Source organism: Streptomyces noursei ATCC 11455, assembly GCF_001704275.1.
Classification (GTDB): Bacteria; Actinomycetota; Actinomycetes; order Streptomycetales; family Streptomycetaceae; genus Streptomyces; species Streptomyces noursei.
In genome coordinates, this window is sequence record NZ_CP011533.1 from 6,061,933 (window position 1) to 6,076,613 (window position 14,681).

A 14,681-nucleotide genomic window follows, 5' to 3' on the forward strand; every position below is an offset into this window, starting at 1 on the left:
GTGGATCACTCCTGACGGAAGGAGGCGTACCTTCCCGATGGATCGATCGATAGGTCATCGAGCAAGGCCGACGTTGCCGCGTCGGTCGGGAAGGCACGCCGGTGCTTACCGTAGTCAACGAGGACGGAACCACGCCAAGCGGCAGTTCGCTGTTGGATGAGGTTGTTCGGGAAGGCGCACGGCGGATGCTGGCCGCCGCACTGGAGGCCGAAGTCAACGCCTACATAGCCGAGTTGACTGATGAGCGCGACGCCAGGGGGCGCCGCCTGGTGGTCCGCAACGGCTATCACCAACCCCGGCAGGTCACCACCGCTGCGGGCGTGGTCGAGGTGAAGGCGCCGCGGGTGAACGACAAGCGCGTCGACGAACAGACCGGCGAGCGCAGGCGGTTCTCGTCCGCGATCCTGCCGCCGTGGTGCCGCAAGTCGCCGAAGATCAGCGAGGTGCTGCCCCTGCTCTACTTGCACGGCCTGTCCTCTGGCGACTTCGTGCCCGCCCTGGAGCAGTTCCTCGGCTCCTCTGCCGGGCTGTCGGCGGCGACGGTTACCCGGCTGACGACGCAGTGGCAGTCCGACCACGCCGCCTTCATGGACCGCGACCTGTCGGAGGTCGACTACGTCTACGTGTGGGCCGACGGCATCCACCTCAACGTCCGTCTGGAGGAGGCCAAGGCGTGCGTCCTGGTGCTCATCGGGGTTCGCGCCGACGGCTCCAAGGAGCTCGTCGCCCTCAAGGACGGCTACCGAGAATCCGGCGAGTCATGGGCTGACCTGCTGCGGGACTGCGCCCGCCGGGGCATGCGCGCCCCGGTCCTCGCGGTCGGCGACGGCGCCCTAGGCTTCTGGAAGGCCCTGGCGGAGGTGTTCCCCGAAACCCACGAGCAGAGGTGTTGGGTTCACAAAACGGCCAACGTCCTCGACTCCATGCCGAAGTCCGCGCAGCCGGGCGCGAAGAGGGCGATCCAGGACATCTACAACGCGGAGGATCGCGACCACGCCGAGGTGGCGATCAAGACGTTCGCCCAGCTCTATGGCGCGAAGTTCCCCAAGGCGGTCAAGAAGATCACCGACGACCAGGAGCAACTGCTGGCGTTTTACGGCTTCCCGGCCGAGCACTGGATCCATCTGCGGACCACGAACCCCATTGAGTCGACCTTCTCCACCGTCCGGCTGCGGACCACGGTCACCCGTGGCGCCGGCTCCCGCACCGCCGCCCTGGCCATGGTCTTCAAACTCGTCGAGTCCGCCCAGCAACGGTGGCGGGCCGTGAACGCACCCCACCTCGTCGCCCTCGTCCGGACAGGTGCCCGCTTCGAACGCGGCCAGCTCGTCGAACGCCCCGTGGTGGTCGCAGCATGAGTACCCTCGCGGCCCAGCCCATCAACACCAGCAGGCTCGACCTGCTGCCACTGCACGTCGAGCACGCCGAGGAGATGGCCGCGGTGCTGTCCGACCCGGCCCTCCACACCTTCATCGGCGGCACGCCGGACGCCCCGCAAGCCCTGCGCTCGCGCTACCAGCGCATGACGGCAGGCTCTCCCGATCCGGCCGTGTCCTGGCTGAACTGGGTGATCCGGCTCCGTGACGAGTCCTGCCTGACGGGCACAGTCCAGGCGACGGTCAGCCCCTCCGGCCACGGCCCCATCGCCGAGATCGCCTGGGTGGTGGGGACCCCGTGGCAGGGAAGGGGCATCGCCACCGAAGCAGCCCAAGGGCTCGTCGACTGGCTCAGCCGGCAGCCGGTGCACACCGTCATCGCCCACATCCACCCCGAACATCGGGCATCCGCTGCCGTCGCCACTGCCGCCGGGCTCACACCCACCGACGAATGGCACGAAGGCGAGATCCGATGGCACCGGAGCATCAGCCGATAACTTCACCGATCCACAGGTCTTGACTATTACTCTGCGTACGTACATCGGCCACCAACAGGTGCTGAGCAGTGACGAGTTCGAGGAACTCGCATTCGGCTTCGAGGAGAGCCCCCTGGGCCTGGACCGTGAGCCGTTTCTCGGCCCCTTCGAGCCCGAGACGGCCCAGGAGCGCGCGGCCCGCCTGGATGCCGCCGCCGGCGTGCTGGCGGACCTGCGGGAGCAGGGCGAACGCGGCGACGAGATCGCCGCTTGGGACGTCCTGTACGCCGACGCCCTTACCGCCGCCGCGCCGCTGCGGCCCACTCGCCGCAGCGGACGCCCCGCGCGGAAGGGAGAGGCGGCATGAGGACCACCGCCCCCGCTCCCGAACTGCTCGCCGACCACACCGGCAAGCCCCGCGCACGCTTCGAGACCGACCTGACCTACGAGCAGACGCGGTTGGGCCTGGCCTTCCGCGAGGCCGGGCACGCGGTGCTGGCCATGGCTTACGGCATGCACGTCGAGACCACCGAAGTCATCGCCTGGACCAATGAGGCTGCCGGGGTCTCGGTCACCGGCACCACCACCTTCCAGGTGCTTAACCCCTGCCCGTGGCAGTTCGCCGCCCAGGCCGCGGCCGGCGAGCTCGCCCACGTCCACCACCTGCTGACCTACGGCCTGTGGACCCCGGACCGGGCTGCTACCTGCACGGCGGACCACGACCGCGAGCATGCCGTGGACGTCCTGGCGCAGTCCGGGTTCCGCCTCGGTCGCGATCACGTCCCCGCGGGCGGCCGGTCCTGGGCGATGGTGCGGGGGATGGCCCGCCGCAAGGTCACCCACCTGTGGCCTGAGATCTGCGCCGTGGCGCACGCCATGGACGCCCGCGACCGTCTGACCGGCGACGAGATCTCCGCCCTGACCGGGCTGGCCCAGGCGTCGGCCGTGGTGGAGGGGGAGGTGGCATGGGGGCCCTGACGATGAGCGACCTGGTTGCACCTCTTCAACTGCTGCGGTTGCTGGCCGCGGACTTCCCCGGCCTGCCGGCCATGAACGTCGAGGTGTCCACGCTCTTTCCGAAGATGCTGGAGCTCATCAGCCACGACGACTTCGGCGCGTTCGAGGAGTGGCGCGCGGCTCTCGGCGTCCGTCCTGACGCGGTGTCGTACGCGGAGCAGAGCGCTGGGCGGACCAGGGTGCTGCGCGCGGAGACCGACTACGCCGGTGTCTGCCTGCGCCTCACTGCCTACAGCGGCACCCATCGGAACACCGAGGCGAGGTGAGGGTATGAACGCCACGTTGACGGCTCTTGCCGCGGCTGGTCCGCTTGCGGCCGGCTGGTCCCTGCACACGCTCCGGCTGCACCGCCGCATCGAGGCGGCCCGCCGTGATCCGCTCACGGGTCTGCTGCGGCGGGACGGCTTCGAGCCTCGGGCAAGTCGCCTGCTGCGCCAGGGAACCACGGCGGTCGTGGTCATCGACCTGGACGGTCTGAAGGCGCTGAACGACACCTTCGGCCACGCGGCCGGGGATGCGGCGATCCGTGCCGCGGGCGAGCGCCTGGCGCTGTGGGCTCAGGACTATGGGCCAGCCGGACGGATGGGTGGTGATGAGTTCGCCGCCGTGATCCGCCGCCCGCCCGCAGGCCAGCCGGAGGGGCTTCGGGCCCTGGAAATCCACCTCTGGTACCTGCACGCGCAGCTGTGCGAGCCGGTCACTGTCGCCGGTCGCCAGGTGCCGTTGGGCGCTTCCATCGGCGCGGTCGTTGCCCCGCGCGGCTGTGCGGACCTGTCCACCTGGATGCGGCGGGCCGATGAGGCCATGTATGAGGCCAAGGAGAACGGCGGTGGCTGGCGTATTGCCCACGGCATCACCCCAGCCCTGCCCACCGTCAACGGCCGCCGCGCCGGCCGCCTCGGCACCGCCGGCAGGACAGAGGCGGGCGGCTGATGCGCTTCGCGACCATGAGCCCGGCGCAGATCCGGGCGGCCGAGCGCACTCTGTCCGTCGGCACCTGGGCCATCACTTTCGGCGCGGTGGTGTTCTCCGTGCTGACCGTCACCCCGCTCGTTCAGTGGGTCACCCCCGACGGGTGGGGGTGGACGGCGCCGATCCTGCCGATCGTGGTGGACGCCGCCGTCGTGATCGTCGTGCGCTTGGACTCCACCGTGGCCCGACTGGGCGGAAGCGGTGGCCGGTGGCCGGCCGTGCTGCGCTGGATGACAGGGCTGATGACCATCGGCCTGAACGTCGGCGATTCCGCCCTGGGCGGTGATCTGGTCGGGGTGGCCGTTCACTGCGTCGCTCCGCTCCTGCTCATCGTCACCGCTGAAGCCGGTCTCGCCTATCGGCGCGCGATCACAGGCGCCCTGGCCCGCATCGACCGTGAACGCCAAGAGCAGGCCGAGCGTGAACGCCGCGATCGGGAGGCCCGTGAACAGCGTGCGCGGGAGGAGCGTGAACAGCAGCGCGCCGCCCGTGAACGCTCCGAACGCGAGGCCCGTGAACAGGCTGAGCGGCTGGAGCGTGAACGCCTCGAACGGGAAGCGGAAGAGCGCCGGGAAGCCCGCGAACACGCCGAACGCATGGAGCGTGAGCGTCTGGACCGTGAGGACCGGCGTCTGCGCGAAGAGCGTGAGGAACGTGAGCGCGTACGCCGGGAAGAGCAGGAACGGGCCGAGCGCGAACGTCGTGAACAGGAGGCCCGCCAGGCTGCCGAGCACGCGGAGCGCCAGGCCCGTGAACAGCAGGCCCGAGCCGTTCGTGAACACCGCGAGCGTCAGGCCCGTGAACGCTCGAAAGCTCCCCAACGCGCCCACCGTGAACGGTCCGCGCCACGGTCGGTGAACAGCAAGAGCGAGCCGGAGAAGTTCCCCGAGGAGGCGGCTCTGGAGGCCGTGCGGCTGGGGTTCGAGGCCGGTCGTTCGGTCCGCCAGACCGCCGAGCTGACGGGCTGGTCGGTGGGTTGGGTGAACGCCCGCTACCAGGAACTCAAGACCACCGAGTCAGACACCACTGCGGCCGAAGAGGTGGCCGCATGAGGTCCGAACCGATCGTCGCAGCTGCACTGTTCCGCACCGTCATGGGTGCCGCCTGCTGGCGTTGCCAGTGCACCGGAGAGTGCGGACAGCCGCACGCCCAGTCCGAGGGGCGCTGCCCGCGCGAGCACGGCGGCTACGTCGGCAAGCACGGCGGCCCCGTACGGCTGATCGCCGCTCCGGCCGACCCGACAACCACCAACCTCCAGGCTGTGGCTCTCCCCGCCGGGGAGCTGCGCGCCTGGTGCCCCAACTGCCTCGCCGCCGCCCGGCGGATCGCGAAGCAGCAGACGTCCATCCCGACCACGGATCAGGGCGGACTGTTCGACCTGTAGTCGACGGGGCCCGGTCACAACCGACCAAGACCGCGGCCGGGCCCCGCCACCCTCCCGAACCCGGAAGGAATCGTCAGTGAATCACGACGACGAGTACGACTTCTTCGAGCAACTCGAAGCAGACCTGGCCGCCGAGGACGGCACCGACGCGGGTGCTGAGGTAGTCGACCTCGACAAGGCCAGGTCGGCCCGCAGCGAGTCGGGTGACCGTTCGGCCGGCCCCGAGTCCCACGAGGCCAATGCCGAGTTGGCCGACCCGGTCCCCGCCCAGGCGCCTGACGCATCGGCCACGGGATCGGTCGACTCCGAGGCGGTGGTGCTGGTGGACGGTCCAGCCCCGGCCGGTCCTGGCTACTTCGACCGTCTGCGGGCCGCCAAACGGCATCCCGTGCTGCCGGTCTGGCTGCGGTCGATGGCTGAGCTGAAGACCGCCGTTGGATGGGTGGCCGGCCATTACGGTCACAACTGCGCCTACCACGGGCTCCGCGCACCGGTCTATGCCGGGCGCCTGGCCCTGCACGCGCCGCGCGGCACGGCCTGCTTCCTGGGCGAGACGATGCGGTGGGTTGCCGACAAGGAGGGCGAGCCTGTCCGGCTGGCGGCGGTTCGCCGCGAGGACGCGGCCGAGTACCTCAAGCTCTCCCGGCAGCGGGACGGCCGCGTCCGGCTGCGCACGCTGGTTGCCGTGCTGGCCGCGCTGATCGGACTGGGCGGCGCGCTGGCGCTGTACGTGCTGGCCCCGGGCTGGCTTCAGGCCGTCTCGGTCGGGGCGGTGCTGATGGCGCTGGGATACGCCGGGCAGGAAGCCGATGCGCCGATCATCACCCGGGCCGTAGACCTGCCGAGCGTCGAGCGGCTGACCAGCGACATCGTCGTACGCGCGTTCACCGCTCTGGGCATCGCAGAGATCAACAAAAACGCCGCCAAAGGCAAGGCATTGGAGTTCAAAGCCCCCATCCAGCGCGACGGGAAGGGCTGGCGCGCTGATGTGGACCTGCCTTACGGCGTGACGGTCTCTGACATCCTCGACCGCCGCGAGCGTCTGGCGTCCGGCCTGCGCAAGCCGTTGGGCTGTGTGTGGCCCGAGCCGGTGCCCGGCGAGCACACCGGGCGCCTGATGCTGTGGGTGGGCGATCAGGATATGGCCAAGGCCCCGCAGCCGGCCTGGCCGCTGCTGAAGTCCGGGACCGCCTCGCTGTTCAAGCCCGTGCCGTACGGCACCGACCCGCGCGGCCGGGCGGTCGACTTCGACCTGATGTACGCCAACTTCCTGGTCGGCGCGATGCCCGGCCGCGGCAAGACCTTCGCGCTGCGCATCCTGCTGCTGGCCGCAGCCATGGACCCCACCGCCGAGCTGCACACCTGGGAGTTCAAGGGCACCGGCGACTTCTCCGCCTTCCAGCCGATCTCCCACACCTACGGCTCCGGCCCTGGCGATGACGCCACGGTGGAGGGCTGCGTGGAGGCGCTGGAGTACGTCTACGGCGAGCTGGACCGCCGGGCCCGCGTGATCAACGGCTTGCCCAAGGACATCTGCCCGGAGAACAAGGTCACGCCGGCCCTGGCCGCGAAGAAGTCGTTGGGCCTGCACCCGCTGGTCATGAGCATCGACGAATGTCAGGAGGTCTTCACCCATGAACGGCTCGGCGAGAAGGCCGCCGAGCTGGCCACCGCCATCATCAAGCGCGGCCGGGCCCTGGGCGTGATCCTGCTGCTGGGCACACAGCGCCCGGACGCCGACTCGCTGCCCAAGGCCATCAGTGCCAACGTCGGCATCCGGTTCTGCCTGCAGGTCATGGGCCAGCCGGAGAACGACATGGTGCTGGGCACCTCGATGTACAAAAACGGCATCCGTGCCACCGCGTTCACTGCCGCTGACCTGGGCATCGGCTACCTGGTCGGGGCCGGGCCCAACCCGCAGATCGTGCGCTCGTACTACATCGACAACGCCGCCGCCGAGAAGCTGTGCGAGCGCGCCCATGCCGCCCGCGAGGCGGCCGGCACTCTGCCCGACCCGGCCACGACGAAGCCGGAGAAGGCGCCCGACACGCTGCTGACGGACGTGCTGGCCGTCATCCCCGCCGGCGAGGCGAAGGTGTGGAACGAGACGGTCATCGACCGGCTGGCCGAACTGCGGCCCGAACGCTACGGCGAGTGGGGGCAGATGACCGGTGAGGAGAAGACTGCCCACCTGACCGCGGCGCTCAAGCCCTATGGGATCAAGGCCGGGCAGGTCGGCCGCCGCGTCGACGGCAAGTTCGTCAACCAGCGCGGCATCGAGCGCCAGGCCGTCGCCGATGCGATTGCAGAGCGTAACCGAAAGCGGGACGCGGGCTGACCGTCCGGGCCGCTATCGATAGCGCCACAGCCTGCTATCGATAGCGGCCCCGATAGACCGCCACATGGCATCTGATCAGGCTGCTAGCGCATAGCGGCCCACCTGCGGAAACCCTCGAAAACCGCCCCGGAGGCCCGCTCATGAGCCCCACCGCCCTCGCTATCGCCTTCCCGCTCATAGTCACACTCTGTTACGCGGGTCTGTGTGTGATCTCGCCGTTCGGCAACTGCCGCAAGTGCCGCGGCTTCGGCTACGCGCTCAAGACCGACCGCCGCGGACGGCTCCGGCCCGGCAAGACCTGCCGCCGCTGCCACGGCGACCGCAAGCGCATCCGGGTGGGCCGCCACCTGTTCAACGTCGCCGCGCGCCTCCACCGCGACGGCACCCGCTGACCCACACCACCACTCCAAGGAGGCCCGAAGTGGCCATTACCGTCTCCCTGGTCTCCCTGGTCTCCCTGGTCGCCCTGTTCGGCCTGGTTCTGTTCTTCCTGCTGCGCTCCAAGACCCTCGGCTGGGGCTCCGCCTTCATCGCCATCATGTTCGGCTTCTTCCTCGCCTCCACCGGCGCCTCCGGCCCCATCAACCAGCTCACCCACGCAGTCCTCGACGCCGTGCGGAATCTGTAGGAGGCGGTCGTGAACGAACCGCTCACCTCCCGGCACTGGCTCGCCGAAGCCGCCCCGAAATCGGCGCCGGCCTTGGCCACTTCCACCGTGCTGATCCTGGCCCGCATCTGGAACGCCAACGGCGCCGAACACTCCGTCGGCAACGCCGTGCTGATGACCGCGCTGTCCCTGGGCGCGGCCGTGGCCGGCGCCCTGGCGTCCGTGGGCCGCGCCGGGGACGGAGTCATTGCCGGTACCGCGTTCGCCACCTCCGGCGCCCTCGCCCTGGCCGGAGTCGCCGGATACGCCGACGGCTGGTCCCTGCCACTCCTGCTGTGGGCCCTGGCCACCACCGTGTCCTACGTCCTGGCGGCACGGCACTGGCGCACCGACCGTCGCGAGTCCCTTGCTCACGAGCGGCACTCCGCCGCACGGCGCGAGGAGCACGCCCACGTAGAGCGCGTCGAAGCACTGCGGGCCGGCGCACAGATCGAGGTGGCCCGCGAGGGCGCCGCCTACGCCGAAGCCCTCGCTGCAGCCCTCACCGCCCGTGCCTCCCTGCCCGGCTTCGACCCCATCCAGCTCACCCGAGCCGGGCTCCCCGAACTGCCCGTCATCGACGTCATCAAGGAGGACCGTTGATCTCCCGCGTGTTGGCACGCAAGCGCCTGACAATCCGCTACTGGGGCGGCTGGGTAGCCACCCGCCACGGCCGCCCGATCGGTCCCCGACCCATCCTCGCCCTGCACCGCACACCCGACCCGAACTGCCTCGACTGCGAGGGCACGGGCGAGGTGATGTGCGGTAGCCCCGGCCAGGAAGAGCCGGACTACGGCGACTGCCACTGCGCGCCGTTCCCGCCGCTGGCCTACCTGTGGCTGCCCAAGTGCCCGGCCTGGCTCCGCCAGCGGCGCCTCGGCCACGACCCGGCCTTCAGCGACGAACCGCCGTTCTAGATACGCCCGGGGCGGTCGCCTCTCACCACAAGACCGCGACCGCCCCGGCTCTCTTGTCCCTTCGAAGAAACAGGAGAACCCCCAGCATGACATCTGAGCCCGTGCCCGCCCAGCACGCCTCGGTGCTGCCGATGCGCGACCGTCCCGGCGACCACGCCACCCGCATCCCGCCCAACGACGTGGACGCCGAACAGGCCGTCGTCGGCGCCCTCATGCTCGCCCCCGACGTCATCGCCGAAGTCGGCGCGGTCATGGACCCCGCCGACCACTACCGACCGGCCCACGAGACCATCCACCGCGCCATCCTCCACCTGCACGGCCAGGGCCAGCGCGCCGACCCGATCACCCTCGGGCACCACCTCGAACAGGTCGGAGACCTCCACCGCGTCGGCGGACGCACCTACCTCCACACCCTCCTCGATGCCGTTCCGACGGCCGCCAACGCTGGGTACTACGCCGAGATCGTGCACGACCTGGCCCGGCGCCGCCGCAGCATCGAGGCAGGCACCCGCATCGTCCAGGCCGGCCTCTCCCCGGACACCACCGCCGAGGACCTGCGCGAGGCCCTGGCCCTCGGCGCCGAAACCCTGCCCACGGCGTGGGCGGAGCCGATCCCGCTCAACCACCAGCCCAAGCCCCCTGCGTTCCCCACCCGGGCACTGCCCGCCTGGCTCCGGGAGTTCGTGGAGGGACTGGCCGAGGAGACCCAGACCCCGCCCGATCTGGCCGGGACTCTGGCGCTGGCCGTGCTCGCCACCACCGCCGGCGGACGCGTCATCGTCCAGTTGCGCGGACGCTGGCGTGAGCCGACCAACCTGTTCACCGTCGTCGCCCTGCCCCCGGGCAACCGCAAGTCCGCCGTCTTCTCGGCCATGACCGCCCCGCTGCGCGCCGCCGAGAAGCTGCTCGCCTCCCAGGCGGCCGGCCGTATCGCCGAGGCAGAGGTGACCGCCAAGATGGCCCGCGAGGCAGCCGACAAGGCCGCCGCCCAGGCCGCCAAGGCCGAGGGCCCCGAACGCGACGGACTGACCGCCGAGGCCATCGCCCTGGCCCAAGCCGCAGACAGCCTCAACGTCCCCGTGAAACCCCGGCTGCTGGCCGACGACTCCACCCCCGAGACCGTCACCACCCTCATGAGCGAGCAGGGCGGACGGCTGTCGGTGATGTCCGCCGAGGGCGGCATCTTCGACATCATCGCCGGCCGCTACTCCGGCACCCCCAACATGGAGGTCTTCCTCAAAGGCCACGCCGGCGACTGGCTGCGCGTGGACCGCCGCACCCGGGAAGAGAACATCGACGAACCAGCCCTGACCATGGGCCTGGCCGTCCAGCCCGACGTCCTGGCGGACATCGGCCACAACCGCGGCTTCGACGGCCGCGGCCTGCTGGCGCGCTTCCTGTACTCGCTGCCCGAATCCCTCGTCGGCTACCGCAAGGCCAACCCCGACCCCGTCCCCGACCACGTCGCCGAACGCTACGACAGCACCATCACCGCACTCACCTTGTCCCTGGCCGAGTGGACCGACCCCGCCGTCCTGCGGCTCACGCCCGAGGCGGACCAGGCTCTGAGCGCCTACGACCAGCACATCGAACCCCAACTCCGCCCCCGCGGCGGACGGCTCGGCCACATCACCAAATGGGCCAGCAAGCTGGTCGGCGCCACCGCCCGCACCGCCGGCCTCCTCCACCTCGCCCAGCACCTCGACAACGGCTACACCCAGCCGATCACCGGCGAGACCATGAACGCCGCCATCGAGATCGGCGAATACTTCGCCACCCACGCGCTCACGGTCTTCGACCTCATGGGCGCCGACACCACCCTCGCCCGCGCCCGCACCCTCCTGGCCGTCCTCGAGGACAACGGCTGGGAGAGCATCAGCCGACGCGACCTGTTCGCCAAGCTCTCCCGCTCCGAATTCCCCTCCGTCGCAGACCTGGAGCCCGTCACCGTCCTGCTGGAAGAGCACGGCTACCTGCGCATCGCCACCCCGCCCCGCACGGGCAAGCGCGGCCGGCCCCCGGCCCCCCGCTACCTCCTCCACCCCCAGCTCCGCGAGGCCAAGGCATGACCCACCCCACCCACACGCCCACGGAACCCCCGCCGCAGAAACCGCAGAATCCGCAAAAATACCGCCGCACCCCGGCTGACCAGGGCAAACGGCAGACCGCCCCGTCCGCCGCAAAAATCTGCGAAAGTGCCGCAAAAATCAACGCGGCCAGCCGGCCACCCCTGCGGCCCGCCCCGGCCACCACGCCCGCCGCTGATTTTTGCGGAGATTCCCGCGATTTTTGCGGCAGCCAGCCCCTCACCCCAATCGCCGCAGGTCAGACCGCCTGTCCGCCTATTTTTGCGGATTCTGCGGTTTCTGCGGCGGGCCCCCTGCCCCCGTCCACCCCCGCGCCCAGAGGGGAGCGTCACGCATGACCACGGCCATACCCCGCCCGCGGGACGAGAAGCTCACGCTCACCGAGATCTGCAAGGACCTGAAGATCTCACGCTCCACGTTCTACGACTGGCGCGCGAAGAGGCGGGCTCCGCGCTGCATCAAACTGCCCAATGGTGACCTTCGGATCCGCCGCAGCGACTACGAGCACTGGCTCGACGGCCGGGAGGACTGCGGCTGATGGACACTACGTACAGCATCAAGATCTGGAAGACGTCGGTCTATCGGGGGCAGCGCAAGACCACCCATACCGTTCGCTGGGAGCTGGATGGCAAGGAGTGGCGAGCACCTTTCAGCACGAAGGCACTCGCAGATGCCTTCCGCTCCGAGCTTGTCAGCGCCACGCGCCGTGGCGAAGCATTCAGCCTCACCACGGGGCGCCCGGTCTCACACAAGTCCGGTGCTACCGCGGTGAACTGGTACAACTTCGCGATCCAGTTCGCAGATGCTCAATGGCAACGGACCGGCGGAAACAACCGTAAGACCACAGCCAAGGCGCTCATGGCGACCACCATCGCTCTGCTGCGCACACCGCCGACCGCGTTCCGGCCAGTGGAAGTGCGCACGGCACTCCGGGAATTCGCGTACAACACGCGGCGCAGGGAAGACGCTCCACCCGAGATGGCCACCATCCTCAAGTGGGTGGAGCGGAACACCCTGAGTATGGCCGCCTGGGAAGATCCCTCGAAGGTCGAAGAGGTACTTCGGGCCGTCGGATCGAAGTTGGACGGCACGGGAGCCGCGGCAAGCTCCGTCAAGCGCAACCGGCGGATTCTGAACGTGGCCATGGAGTACGCCGTCAAGCACCGGATCCTGCGAGCGAACCCCCTGCCAAAAGGCCGAGGTGCCGCGCCCAAGACCTCTTCTGCGGTGGACAAGAGATCTCTCCTCAATCCGGAGCAGGCAGCTCGCCTGCTGGGATGGGTGCGCAGGCGCCCCCGTGGGGGCAAGCGGCTGCACGCGTTCTTCGCCACTATGTATTACGCGGGGCCGCGCCCGGAGGAGGTTGTGGCGATGGACGTTGCGGACATCCGTCTGCCCGACGAAGACGCCGAAGACCAGTGGTGTGAGCTGTTGTTCCACACGGCTAAACCGGAGGTCGGGAAGAACTGGACGGACACCGGCGCGATCCGCGAAGAGCGTGGGCTGATGGGACGAGCCTCGGATGACACTCGCGTCGTACCGGGGCACCCGTCACTGACGCGGATCCTGCGCGAGCACATCAAGGCGGAGAATCTGACGCCAGGTAACCCGGTGTTTCAGGGCGAGAAGGGCGGTGTGCTCGCCGGTTCGGTCATCCGCCGGGCATGGCGAACAGCCCGCGCGGAAGCGCTCTCCCCAGAGGAGTTTGCGTCGCCGCTCGGCAAGCGGGTGTACGACCTACGGCACACCTGTCTGACCAACTGGCTCAACGACGGGGTCCCGCCGGCTCAGGTGGCCGAGTGGGCGGGCAACAGCGTCCCGGTGCTGCTGGCTGTCTACGCCCGGTGTATCTCCGGGCAGCTTCAGGACCTCAAACAGCGCATTCTGGCCCGCAGGGATCTCCCAGAGATTGCCGGCTGAACCTAGGTACTGCGCTGGGCGGTTGCCCGGCGCAGTACCGGTGTCAGTGCCGTTGTCTAGTCTCGCGTCAACAGACGAGACCTAGGGGTGGGCCGTGAGAATCAAGGACCTGACCAGTGCGATAGCAGTGGAAAGGGCCCTCGCTGAGTACGACAGCTTGGGAGGGAAGACGTTTCGGGACCGGTACGGGTTCGGGCCTTCGACGCAGTATTACCTTAGCCACGCTGGTCGGCTCTACGACGCTAAGGCGGTCGCAGGTGCCGCTTACGGCTACGAGCATCCGGGTCACGGCCCCCTGTCGAACGGCCAATTCGATGGCGGTGAGGCGGGCGCGAACCCCGTGCTTCGTGCCATGGGGTTCGCGGTGCTCAACAGCCACTCGGAGACTGTGGGCGCGGAGCGACAATGGCGTCTGGCGGTGTGGGAGAACCTGCTCGCACGCCGAGACAGCTCAGGTCTCGTCACCGCGGACGCAGTTCGTACGGTGGGTGCGTACGGCAATTTCCGGGGCATCTGGACGGATAAGACCCGCACCCGTCGGATACACCCCGACGGCGTGACGATCGGGCTCAAGCACACCGGGCAGCACTATCCCGATGACCTGGACGAGCACGGCGTGCTCTACCACTACCCGGTCACCCGGCAACCAGGACGCGACCTGGGCGAAGTCAACGCCACGAAGGCGGCAGCCACGCTTCGACTCCCGGTGTTTGTGATCACGGAGCATGGTGACCGTCGCGGCGTGAAGCTTGCATGGGTGGAGGGGTGGGAGGACGAGAGCAGTCTCTTCCTGGTCAAGTTCGGGGAAGCTGCACCTGTCCAGCTCCTTGATCACGATCGCTCAGAGGAGCAACCGTTCGAGCTTGAGGGAAATAGGCGTCGCCGGCGGAAGGGGAACGTGGTTGCCCGGCCGGACCAAGCGCGGTTCAAGCTCGAAGTGTTCCAGAGGTACGGCCCACGTTGTGCCCTCTCGGGGATCGCGGTGCCGCAGATGGTTGAGGCAGCTCACCTCCGGGGCGACGCCGACGGCGGTACCTCCGACGCTCGTAACGGCCTGCCCATGAACGCGGCGCTCCACCGGGCATTCGATGCCCATCTGTTCGCGATCAACCCTGACACTCTGACCGCAGAGGCACGCCCCGGTGGGCCCAAGCTGAAGGACATGGGGATCGTGCATCCGAAGCTGACGCTGGAACGTCTACCGCACCCCGACGCCCTCAGGTGGCGCTACAACGAGTGGCTGCGCTGCACGGGCCGAGAAGGGGAAGCGTCAGCCGATCGCTAGGCGCCCCTGCCGGCCCCCGGAGAACTTCCCCGCGTATTCACCGCAGCGACCCGCCAAAACCCGGTGACAGCCGGACAGCGCCGGACCCTCCCCGCGATCCGCGGGGAGGGTCCGGCGCTTTTCTGCGCGTGGCCACATGTGCTCTGACCAGCAAAAAGACCCTCCCGAAGGAGGGTCTGGTCTGGCGCCCCCGGCAGGACTCGAACCTGCGGCCAAGTGCTTAGAAGGCACCTGCTCTATCCACTGAGCTACGGGGGCCGGGT

Annotated in this window: 17 protein-coding genes and 1 tRNA gene; 17 read left to right on the forward strand and 1 reads right to left on the reverse strand. The window is 69.4% G+C overall.

From position 1 onward, the window contains the following. The first annotated feature begins 101 nt into the window (after positions 1-101). From SNOUR_RS25705 to SNOUR_RS25785, 17 genes are all read left to right on the forward strand, one after another. On the forward strand, positions 102-1,358 hold the full coding sequence (locus SNOUR_RS25705) for an IS256 family transposase (protein ID WP_079142881.1): 1,257 nt from the start codon (positions 102-104) through the stop codon (positions 1,356-1,358). Continuing rightward, positions 1,355-1,873, forward strand: a complete 519-nt coding sequence (locus SNOUR_RS25710) for a GNAT family N-acetyltransferase (protein WP_067351445.1) — start codon at positions 1,355-1,357, stop codon at positions 1,871-1,873. Before SNOUR_RS25705 ends, SNOUR_RS25710 begins: the two co-directional genes overlap by 4 nt. 19 nt (positions 1,874-1,892) lie before the next feature. Continuing rightward, positions 1,893-2,219: a hypothetical protein gene (locus SNOUR_RS25715; protein ID WP_312633679.1), complete on the forward strand. Its 327-nt coding sequence runs from the start codon at positions 1,893-1,895 to the stop codon at positions 2,217-2,219. Continuing rightward, a complete protein-coding gene (locus SNOUR_RS25720; RefSeq protein WP_067351447.1) occupies positions 2,216-2,830 on the forward strand; it encodes a hypothetical protein in 615 nt (204 codons plus the stop codon). Before SNOUR_RS25715 ends, SNOUR_RS25720 begins: the two co-directional genes overlap by 4 nt. Further along, the gene (locus SNOUR_RS25725; RefSeq protein ID WP_067351449.1) at positions 2,818-3,135 is read left to right on the forward strand and encodes a hypothetical protein; all 318 of its coding nucleotides are present in this window, start codon (positions 2,818-2,820) and stop codon (positions 3,133-3,135) included. Before SNOUR_RS25720 ends, SNOUR_RS25725 begins: the two co-directional genes overlap by 13 nt. 4 nt (positions 3,136-3,139) lie before the next feature. Then, positions 3,140-3,802, forward strand: a complete 663-nt coding sequence (locus SNOUR_RS25730; protein WP_067351452.1) for a GGDEF domain-containing protein — start codon at positions 3,140-3,142, stop codon at positions 3,800-3,802. Positions 3,803-3,816: 14 nt separating this feature from the next. Then, on the forward strand, positions 3,817-4,893 hold the full coding sequence (locus SNOUR_RS25735) for a DUF2637 domain-containing protein (protein ID WP_067358765.1): 1,077 nt from the start codon (positions 3,817-3,819) through the stop codon (positions 4,891-4,893). Next, on the forward strand, positions 4,890-5,225 hold the full coding sequence (locus SNOUR_RS25740) for a hypothetical protein (RefSeq protein WP_067351455.1): 336 nt from the start codon (positions 4,890-4,892) through the stop codon (positions 5,223-5,225). The genes SNOUR_RS25735 and SNOUR_RS25740 overlap by 4 nt, the downstream gene beginning before the upstream one ends. A 76-nt stretch (positions 5,226-5,301) precedes the next feature. Beyond that, positions 5,302-7,563, forward strand: a complete 2,262-nt coding sequence (locus SNOUR_RS25745) for an FtsK/SpoIIIE domain-containing protein (RefSeq protein ID WP_067351459.1) — start codon at positions 5,302-5,304, stop codon at positions 7,561-7,563. Positions 7,564-7,703: 140 nt separating this feature from the next. Next, entirely contained in the window at positions 7,704-7,955 is a 252-nt protein-coding gene (locus SNOUR_RS25750; RefSeq protein WP_067351462.1) for a hypothetical protein, read from the forward strand. Between the two features lie 47 nt (positions 7,956-8,002). Next, the gene (locus SNOUR_RS25755; RefSeq protein WP_067358767.1) at positions 8,003-8,191 is read left to right on the forward strand and encodes a hypothetical protein; all 189 of its coding nucleotides are present in this window, start codon (positions 8,003-8,005) and stop codon (positions 8,189-8,191) included. A 9-nt stretch (positions 8,192-8,200) separates the two neighbouring features. Next, positions 8,201-8,812: a hypothetical protein gene (locus tag SNOUR_RS25760; protein WP_067351465.1), complete on the forward strand. Its 612-nt coding sequence runs from the start codon at positions 8,201-8,203 to the stop codon at positions 8,810-8,812. Further along, a complete protein-coding gene (locus tag SNOUR_RS25765) occupies positions 8,809-9,126 on the forward strand; it encodes a hypothetical protein (RefSeq protein ID WP_099055724.1) in 318 nt (105 codons plus the stop codon). The genes SNOUR_RS25760 and SNOUR_RS25765 overlap by 4 nt, the downstream gene beginning before the upstream one ends. A gap of 86 nt (positions 9,127-9,212) precedes the next feature. Next, a complete protein-coding gene (locus tag SNOUR_RS25770; protein WP_079142882.1) occupies positions 9,213-11,195 on the forward strand; it encodes a YfjI family protein in 1,983 nt (660 codons plus the stop codon). 352 nt (positions 11,196-11,547) lie between these two features. Next, complete coding sequence (locus tag SNOUR_RS25775) at positions 11,548-11,751, forward strand: helix-turn-helix transcriptional regulator (RefSeq protein ID WP_067351468.1); 204 nt, start codon at positions 11,548-11,550, stop codon at positions 11,749-11,751. Further along, positions 11,751-13,133 (forward strand): tyrosine-type recombinase/integrase, encoded by a 1,383-nt coding sequence (locus tag SNOUR_RS25780; protein WP_067351471.1) that lies wholly within the window; start codon positions 11,751-11,753, stop codon positions 13,131-13,133. The genes SNOUR_RS25775 and SNOUR_RS25780 overlap by 1 nt, the downstream gene beginning before the upstream one ends. Positions 13,134-13,227: 94 nt before the next feature. Next, positions 13,228-14,418 carry an HNH endonuclease gene (locus SNOUR_RS25785; RefSeq protein WP_312633685.1) on the forward strand — a complete coding sequence of 397 codons (1,191 nt, stop codon included), beginning with the start codon at positions 13,228-13,230 and terminating at the stop codon, positions 14,416-14,418. Positions 14,419-14,600: 182 nt separating this feature from the next. Here the strand turns inward: SNOUR_RS25785 and SNOUR_RS25790 are convergent. Then, positions 14,601-14,676, reverse strand: a tRNA-Arg gene (locus tag SNOUR_RS25790). Positions 14,677-14,681: the final 5 nt, after the last annotated feature.